Source organism: Cupriavidus phytohabitans, from assembly GCF_017815025.1.
GTDB lineage: Bacteria > Pseudomonadota > Gammaproteobacteria > Burkholderiales > Burkholderiaceae > Cupriavidus.
This window is the reverse complement of record NZ_JAGIQB010000062.1, coordinates 24,757-30,843: the sequence shown is the minus strand read 5'-3', so window position 1 is coordinate 30,843 and position 6,087 is coordinate 24,757. Positions and strand designations below refer to the sequence as shown.

At 57.2% G+C, this 6,087-nt stretch carries 7 protein-coding genes and 1 pseudogene; 4 read left to right on the top strand and 4 right to left on the bottom strand.

The annotated features are described in order from the left end of the window. Window positions 1-332: 332 nt before the first annotated feature. On the bottom strand, window positions 333-641 hold the full coding sequence (locus tag J8I34_RS29575) for a hypothetical protein (RefSeq protein ID WP_209807717.1): 309 nt from the start codon (window positions 639-641) through the stop codon (window positions 333-335). A 401-nt stretch (window positions 642-1,042) separates the two neighbouring features. Here J8I34_RS29575 and J8I34_RS29570 point away from each other — a divergent pair, with 401 nt between their 5' ends. Beyond that, window positions 1,043-1,843, top strand: a complete 801-nt coding sequence (locus tag J8I34_RS29570; protein ID WP_209807715.1) for a hypothetical protein — start codon at window positions 1,043-1,045, stop codon at window positions 1,841-1,843. A gap of 216 nt (window positions 1,844-2,059) precedes the next feature. Here J8I34_RS29570 and J8I34_RS29565 read toward each other — a convergent pair whose 3' ends face one another. Both J8I34_RS29565 and J8I34_RS29560 read right to left on the bottom strand, forming a co-directional pair. After that, window positions 2,060-2,329 carry a DUF6429 family protein gene (locus J8I34_RS29565; protein ID WP_245176229.1) on the bottom strand — a complete coding sequence of 90 codons (270 nt, stop codon included), beginning with the start codon at window positions 2,327-2,329 and terminating at the stop codon, window positions 2,060-2,062. 167 nt (window positions 2,330-2,496) lie between these two features. Next, window positions 2,497-2,766: pseudogene (locus J8I34_RS29560) on the bottom strand (transposase domain-containing protein); the annotation flags it as partial. A gap of 114 nt (window positions 2,767-2,880) precedes the next feature. On the opposite strand from J8I34_RS29560, the gene J8I34_RS29555 reads away from it, so the two are divergent. The 3 genes from J8I34_RS29555 to J8I34_RS29545 all read left to right on the top strand — a co-directional run bounded on the left by J8I34_RS29555 (window position 2,881) and on the right by J8I34_RS29545 (window position 5,319). Continuing rightward, the gene (locus J8I34_RS29555) at window positions 2,881-4,002 is read left to right on the top strand and encodes a J domain-containing protein (RefSeq protein ID WP_209807713.1); all 1,122 of its coding nucleotides are present in this window, start codon (window positions 2,881-2,883) and stop codon (window positions 4,000-4,002) included. Between the two features lie 250 nt (window positions 4,003-4,252). Next, window positions 4,253-4,912, top strand: a complete 660-nt coding sequence (locus J8I34_RS29550) for a DUF433 domain-containing protein (RefSeq protein ID WP_209807711.1) — start codon at window positions 4,253-4,255, stop codon at window positions 4,910-4,912. Continuing rightward, window positions 4,909-5,319 (top strand): DUF5615 family PIN-like protein, encoded by a 411-nt coding sequence (locus J8I34_RS29545; RefSeq protein WP_209807709.1) that lies wholly within the window; start codon window positions 4,909-4,911, stop codon window positions 5,317-5,319. Before J8I34_RS29550 ends, J8I34_RS29545 begins: the two co-directional genes overlap by 4 nt. A gap of 510 nt (window positions 5,320-5,829) precedes the next feature. Here the strand turns inward: J8I34_RS29545 and J8I34_RS29540 are convergent. Then, entirely contained in the window at window positions 5,830-6,063 is a 234-nt protein-coding gene (locus J8I34_RS29540) for a DUF6429 family protein (RefSeq protein ID WP_115737110.1), read from the bottom strand. Window positions 6,064-6,087 lie beyond the last annotated feature (24 nt).

Here is a 6,087-nt window from a genome sequence, read left to right as displayed (position 1 = left end):
CACCATCGACGCCGAGATCGAGAAACTTCTCTCCGGCTACGGCTCAAAGTTTGAAATCCGTTTCTCGTGAATACTTACATACCACGTAATTACATAACAAAAGCGGGCGCATGACAACGATGATTTGAGGGGGAACTGACACCGGATAAGGCGGCGTTATCCGGTGTCATGTGCAAATTCGGCTGGCTTGGGCCGCTATGACCCGTAATATGGTCTTCGGCCAGCGACAGGAGCCCCGATGAGCCAGCTCGACCAGTACCTGCGCGCCGCCACCCGCGACAACACGCGGCAAAGCTACCAATCGGCGGTTCGAGGTCAGCTGGGGCGGCTTCCTACCGGCGACCGCCGACAGCATCGCGCGCTACCTGGCCGACCATGCCGAGACGCTGTCGGTCAACACGCTGCGGCAGCGCCTGGCCGCCCTGGCGCAATGGCATCTCGAGCAGGGCTTCCCCGACCCGACCAAGGCGCCAGTGGTGCGCAAGGTGTTCCGCGGCATCCAGGCGCTGCACCCCGCCAAGGAAAAGCGTGCCAAACCGCTGCAGCTCGCCCAGTTGGACCAGGTCGTGCGCTGGCTCGATGCCGCCGGTGAGACGGCGCTTGCCGAGCGCGACCGCGGCGCCGTGTTGCGCCACCGGCACGACAAGGCGCTGCTGCCGCTCGGCTTCTGGCGCGGCTTACTACACCGCTCATCGTCCACACCCCAAGCGACTTTTGATTGCGGATCGTCGTATGACTGTCGCCGCATTCGCAACTTTCTGTTCCGATGGGCCCGAGTTCATTGGCACGGGTAGATGTCAGTTTTTGGAATGCTGCCGATTATCATGCTTGCGGCACGGAAGTATTCCCCGCGGAAGCGGGGACCCAAAGCCCCGTCTATGCCTCGGCGAAAGCGGGAGGGATGGTCGACCGGGAAGCGCTGCTCCCCGGTCGCCGCCACCGCTCCCTACTTAAAAGGGGGTTTACGACATGTCACCTTTCATGGTTAATCTCTCGAATAGAACCGAGTCGGTCCTCGGTCATACCTTATAACTAACCGATAATGGATATTATTCTGATCAAAACAATTGTCGAGAATCCTCTCTTCGGCATGGCTGGATTTATAATTGGAGCAATCTCACTGATTATTTCCTTTGTACTCTACTTCAAATCCAAAAGAGACAAAGAACCTTTTTACGGGGTGAGGAGTAAAGTTCTGATCGATGGGCTGGCAGGTGCGCTTGACGGGCTGGAAGTCCAATTCAGAGGGCAGACACAAAACCGAATTTGTGTGACGAAAATTTTGTTTTGGAATGAAGGCCGCAACACCATCAATAGAAACGATTTTTCCGAAGTGGACCCACTGAGGATCACTCTTCCAGACGGCGAAAGAATTCTAGACATCCGAGTAACGAAGTCCTCTAGTGAGTCTTGCGCCGCCTCTGTGGGGGCTGCAGACGATCTTTTTCACCCCTTTTCCAAAATAAGCTTCGACTACTTAGATTATCGGGATTACTTTATTGTACAAATTGTGCACACTGGCCAGGAAACCACCGAATTCAAAGTTCGAGGAAAAATAAAGGGCGCGAAAAACATATCGCGAAGCATGGCAGTAGAGATGTCAGCAGCAGCAGCATTGGGGCCTGGCATCAAATTTTTCGACCCCATTATCATTACAAAAAAGATCCTTAGTTCACGCTATGGCATAGCAAGCGTATATTTCTTCTTTGCAGGATTCGTGGCATGGGTTGTTAAATCAGGTACACTCAATCTATGGTTTCTTTCAATTTCTGTGCTACTGGGGATCTGCGGTATCGCTTTCCTTTTCCTCATGCGAGTAGCCCCGCCTATCAGATTTGAATAAGGCGATCTGCTGAATAGGGATCTGATGGGGCTGGAAGCCATCGATATTGGTGTCCGGCATGTTCCCATGTTGTTCCGCACAAGGCTAGGGCGACAAGCCAGCCTTCGACATAATAAGCTTCGAGCGCAGACCCTCGAGAAGGGCTCTAGGATTCTATGCTGCTGGCAAAAGGCGGAAGCGCCAGATCATCCGAAGGACGCGTTCCAGCGAATTCGATTAGTCGTCAACTGTTTGATTTGAAATGGATTTTTCTGGGTCACCGCCAGATTTTTGCACGAAGATTACCCCAGCTCGAGCCGACTGTAGGCCTTCGTCGGTCAGCCACACCGATTTCGCGCGGTTGACCGGATCCCCGATGAATCCTTTGTCGTACAGCCGACTCAACGCGTTCCAGTCAAGGCGCTTCCAGGCACGATTCTCCCCGCACAGGTTCAGATGGAGCAGCGCGAGGACTACCTCTTCGACCGCGTCGGTATTGATGTCCATCTTGCCTCCTTGATGGTGCCTTCGCGATCCTGCCGCACGCTGCCAGTACATCGTGTTGTAGGTAAACCAGTCGTCCCAGTTGTCGTTCAGCAAGAACGCCCGGGATCGGGCCCCTGCAGGGTAAGCGGTCGACTAACAACGCCTCTTGCGGCCGGATGCGAGGTCGGCTAAACAGCGGATGTCTTGAGATTCCAAGGCAGCAAGGCCTCGTAGTCGTCAGCGGTCTTCGCGAGCGGCAGCGCCTTGAACAAGGCGACGAGATAGCGGTACGTATCGACGCCATTGGCCTTGCAGGTCTCAATGATCGAGTACAGATTCGCGCTGGCGTTCGCGCCAGCCACGGTGTCACAGAAGAGCCAGTTCCGGCGCCCTACGGTGAACGGCCTGATCGAATTCTCAATCACGTTGTTCGATATCGGCCAGGCGCCGTTCTCGTTATCGATATAGGACTGCGAATATTGAGCCTGCGCTAGGTGCTTCCATCCGCCACGCATCGGCTAGAATGCGGACAGACTTCGCTTTCCGCCCGCTTTTTCGCGCAAATCCATCTCATGGCCAGGATCAACCACCAGTCTGTCAGCATCGCGCCCGCTCACAACCGGTCCACCCTATCAAAAGGGCAAAAGACGTTCAACTCGCTGATTAAGCAGATCGAGAAGCGCCGCCTGCGGCTGCGTGCCTGGGAATCTGTCACCGCAACGTTCCAACAGCGGTATGTCAACGACTTCCTGCCGCTTGAGCAGACCTCGACCGATATGCAGATCCAGATGGTGCATTGTCTTGACCGCGCCTACGAGCACAAGGGACTGACCAAGGCAGAGCGCCGCAAACTTGCCGCCGTGATCACGAATTTGGCAGGCGATCTGGCAGGTGAAGATGACAGCCTGAAAGCCATCTACAACAAGTACAGTACGACTGACTACGACAGCGAAACCGCTGCCGAAATCGACAGCATGAAATCCATGCTGGAGGCCGTGCTAGGTGTCGAACTGGGCGACGACGTGGACATGAGTTCGCCAGAAGACTTGCTCCAACGCGCCCAAGCACACATGGAGCAACAGCAAGCGGAAGCGACCACTGAAGCCGCTGCGCGCGAAGCGCGCCGCGCCAATCGGAAAAAATCCCCCAAGCAGCTTGCGGCAGAGGCACGCGCGCAGGAAGAGCAGGCCCAGATCAGCCTCTCCATCCGCGAGGTCTATCGCAAGCTGGCCAGCGCCCTGCATCCGGACCGCGAAACCGACCCGCAGGAGCGCGAGCGGAAGACCAAACTGATGCAGCGCGTCAACGAGGCCTACAACAAGAACAACCTGCTGCAGTTGTTGGAGCTACAACTGGAGCTGGAACACATCGACCAGCATTCGATCAACGGCATCAGCGAAGATCGGCTGAAGCACTACAACACGATCCTCAAGGAGCAAGTTCGCGAACTGGATCAGGAGATCCAGTATGTCGAAACCGCGTTCCGGCACAGCTATGGAATCGATCCTTTCGACGACCTATCGCCAGAGACGGTCCTACGAAACCTTGCCGCAGACATGAAGGATCTCCGGCTCAATATTCGAACCCTTGAGCATGATCTTGCCGCGTTCGAAGACATTAAAAATCTGAAAGGCTGGCTCAGGACTTTCAAGCTTGCACCGTCCGCACCCGTCTTCGATGAGATGCCCTTCTAGCGGCGGCATTGCCACCGGGCTGTCGGCGCAAACGCTTGCTGTGCCGTAGCCTGCCTTGGCACCCACCGCGTCCGTTCCTGCGCATCGAGAACAGCTGATTTTCTATACAAATCAGTGAGTTGCCGGAGATGTGGCGGATTTTTCACGTCACGAATTCCGGCCGACCCTCCATATCGCTATGACAGCGCCGGCAGTCTCCTGTTAAAATGTTTCCCGGGTGCACGGAAGTATTTTGCAGGAGGGATTCAAGATGGCCACCGAACGAGCAGTGTCCGTGGCTCAGGTCGCATACCTGGCCAATGCCACCGACAAGGAAATCAACCGTCTGGTCGACGAGCACGTATTGCCTGACAGCTTGGTCACGCGCGACAACGGCCGCCGCATGGCGCCATTCGCGGCGCCGCTCGCGTGCTTCTTTCTGAGCACTGGCCCCAAGCTGACGCGTACCACCCGCCTCTGGGCAATCGAAGCGATCATCGATCGTGTCTCTCGCAGCCCCGCTGCCGCCGATGTCCTGGCGTTGACGTGCAACCGGCTCAAGCTTGACTTCGACTGGGTTGTGCGGGATGAGGACCTAAGCGTTTCGTTTGATCGCTACCTCTGGGGGGCCTGCGAGCGCGCGGAGCACCTGATGCAGGCCGAGCACGAGATCGTATCTGATCCGGAAATTCTGGGCGGCGCACCGTGCTTTCGGGGCACCCGTCTGCCGATCGCGACCGTGCTCGAGGCGCTGGAGGCCGGTGACACGCTGGTGCAGTGGCAGGAGGGCTACTCCTTCCTGACTCAGCCCCTTATTGATCACGCCAAAATCTATCTGCAGACGCATCCGCGGCCGGGGCGCCCGCGACGCTTGTCCGATACTGCGGTCGGCTGGAAATTGCTGGACAGCAAGGTGGTGGGGGCCCGGTGACCGTCAAGCTGCTGATCGACGAATGCCTGTGGCCAGGGCTGGCCAGGCAGGCGGTGGACGCTGGCTATTGGGATGCGACTTGCTTGCGCGATCGCGGCTTGTTGGGAACTCAGGACCCGCAGGTCATGGAGTATGCGATCGCGCAGGACTATGTGCTGGTGACACACAACGCGGTCGATTTTCGCGGGCGGGACGGGCAAGGCGGGTTGTATGGAAAGGCAGAGATCCATCCGGGATTGATTTGCCTGAGCACTTCCGGCGCCATGACCGTGGCTTGCCAGCAGAAGCTCTTCGGTATGCTCCTGGAAAGGCTGCGGGAGGTGCCAGACCTGATTAACCAAGCGCTCGAGTTGGAGGAGCAACTCGACGGCACCGTGACGATCCGGCACTACCAGATCCCCCGCTAGACGGCATACAAAACGCCCCCAGTGGCATAGAACCGGCGCCGCACCGGCCGGCAGCCGGTTCTGGCGGAAGGGATGGGAGATGCCGATGGCGAGTAGCACTGCTCGCCCTTCATTTGTCAGCATCCGCGTCGCTCCTGTCGTATGCCGGCGCCACAACGATATTTGCTGACTAAGAGGTACGACCGCGAGGCTCCGGCTCCAGCCCGGTTTCGACAAAGCACGTCGAGCTCGCCCCCAGCAGCAGGATTGGTACGCGACACCGGACAACCGCCGCAATCGCCGAGGAAGCGTTGGTGCTGGTTGCGTGCCAGGTCTATGAAGGGGTAATCGTACTTTCCGTGCAAAATCTGGCGCTGAACTGAGAATTACCCTTACAAATCAAAGCGTTAAGAAACCGGAAAGTTCACTACCTTGCATCCTTTCGATGCAAAATCTGGCGCCCGACTTGCCCGCAAGCGCAGCCCTTGTGGTATTGCGAGCTATAGATCACATGCGCCAGGTATCCAATTGTTAGCCGCCAGGGCGGACGAAGTATTTAGTGAACAACCGCTCGGCCTCGCCTAAGCCCTCCTCCGTTAGCCAAACCGATTTCGCGCGGTTCACCGGATCCCCGATGAGCCCTCTCTCGTGCAGACGGTTCAATGCGTCCCAGTCAAAGCTCCGCCACGCACGATTCTCCCCACATAAATTCAGGTAGAGCAGCGCGAGGACAACCTCGTCGATCGCGTCGGTATTGATGTCCATTTTGCCTCCTCCTTGAAGGTGGCC

Bases quoted from the DNA above. Each gene is read 5' to 3' on its own strand.
- J8I34_RS29570 (WP_209807715.1), top strand. From the start codon at position 1,043: ATGGATATTATTCTGATCAAAACAATTGTCGAGAATCCTCTCTTCGGC.
- J8I34_RS29565 (WP_245176229.1), bottom strand. From the start codon at position 2,329: ATGGACATCAATACCGACGCGGTCGAAGAGGTAGTCCTCGCGCTGCTC.
- J8I34_RS29555 (WP_209807713.1), top strand. From the start codon at position 2,881: ATGGCCAGGATCAACCACCAGTCTGTCAGCATCGCGCCCGCTCACAAC.
- J8I34_RS29550 (WP_209807711.1), top strand. From the start codon at position 4,253: ATGGCCACCGAACGAGCAGTGTCCGTGGCTCAGGTCGCATACCTGGCC.
- J8I34_RS29540 (WP_115737110.1), bottom strand. From the start codon at position 6,063: ATGGACATCAATACCGACGCGATCGACGAGGTTGTCCTCGCGCTGCTC.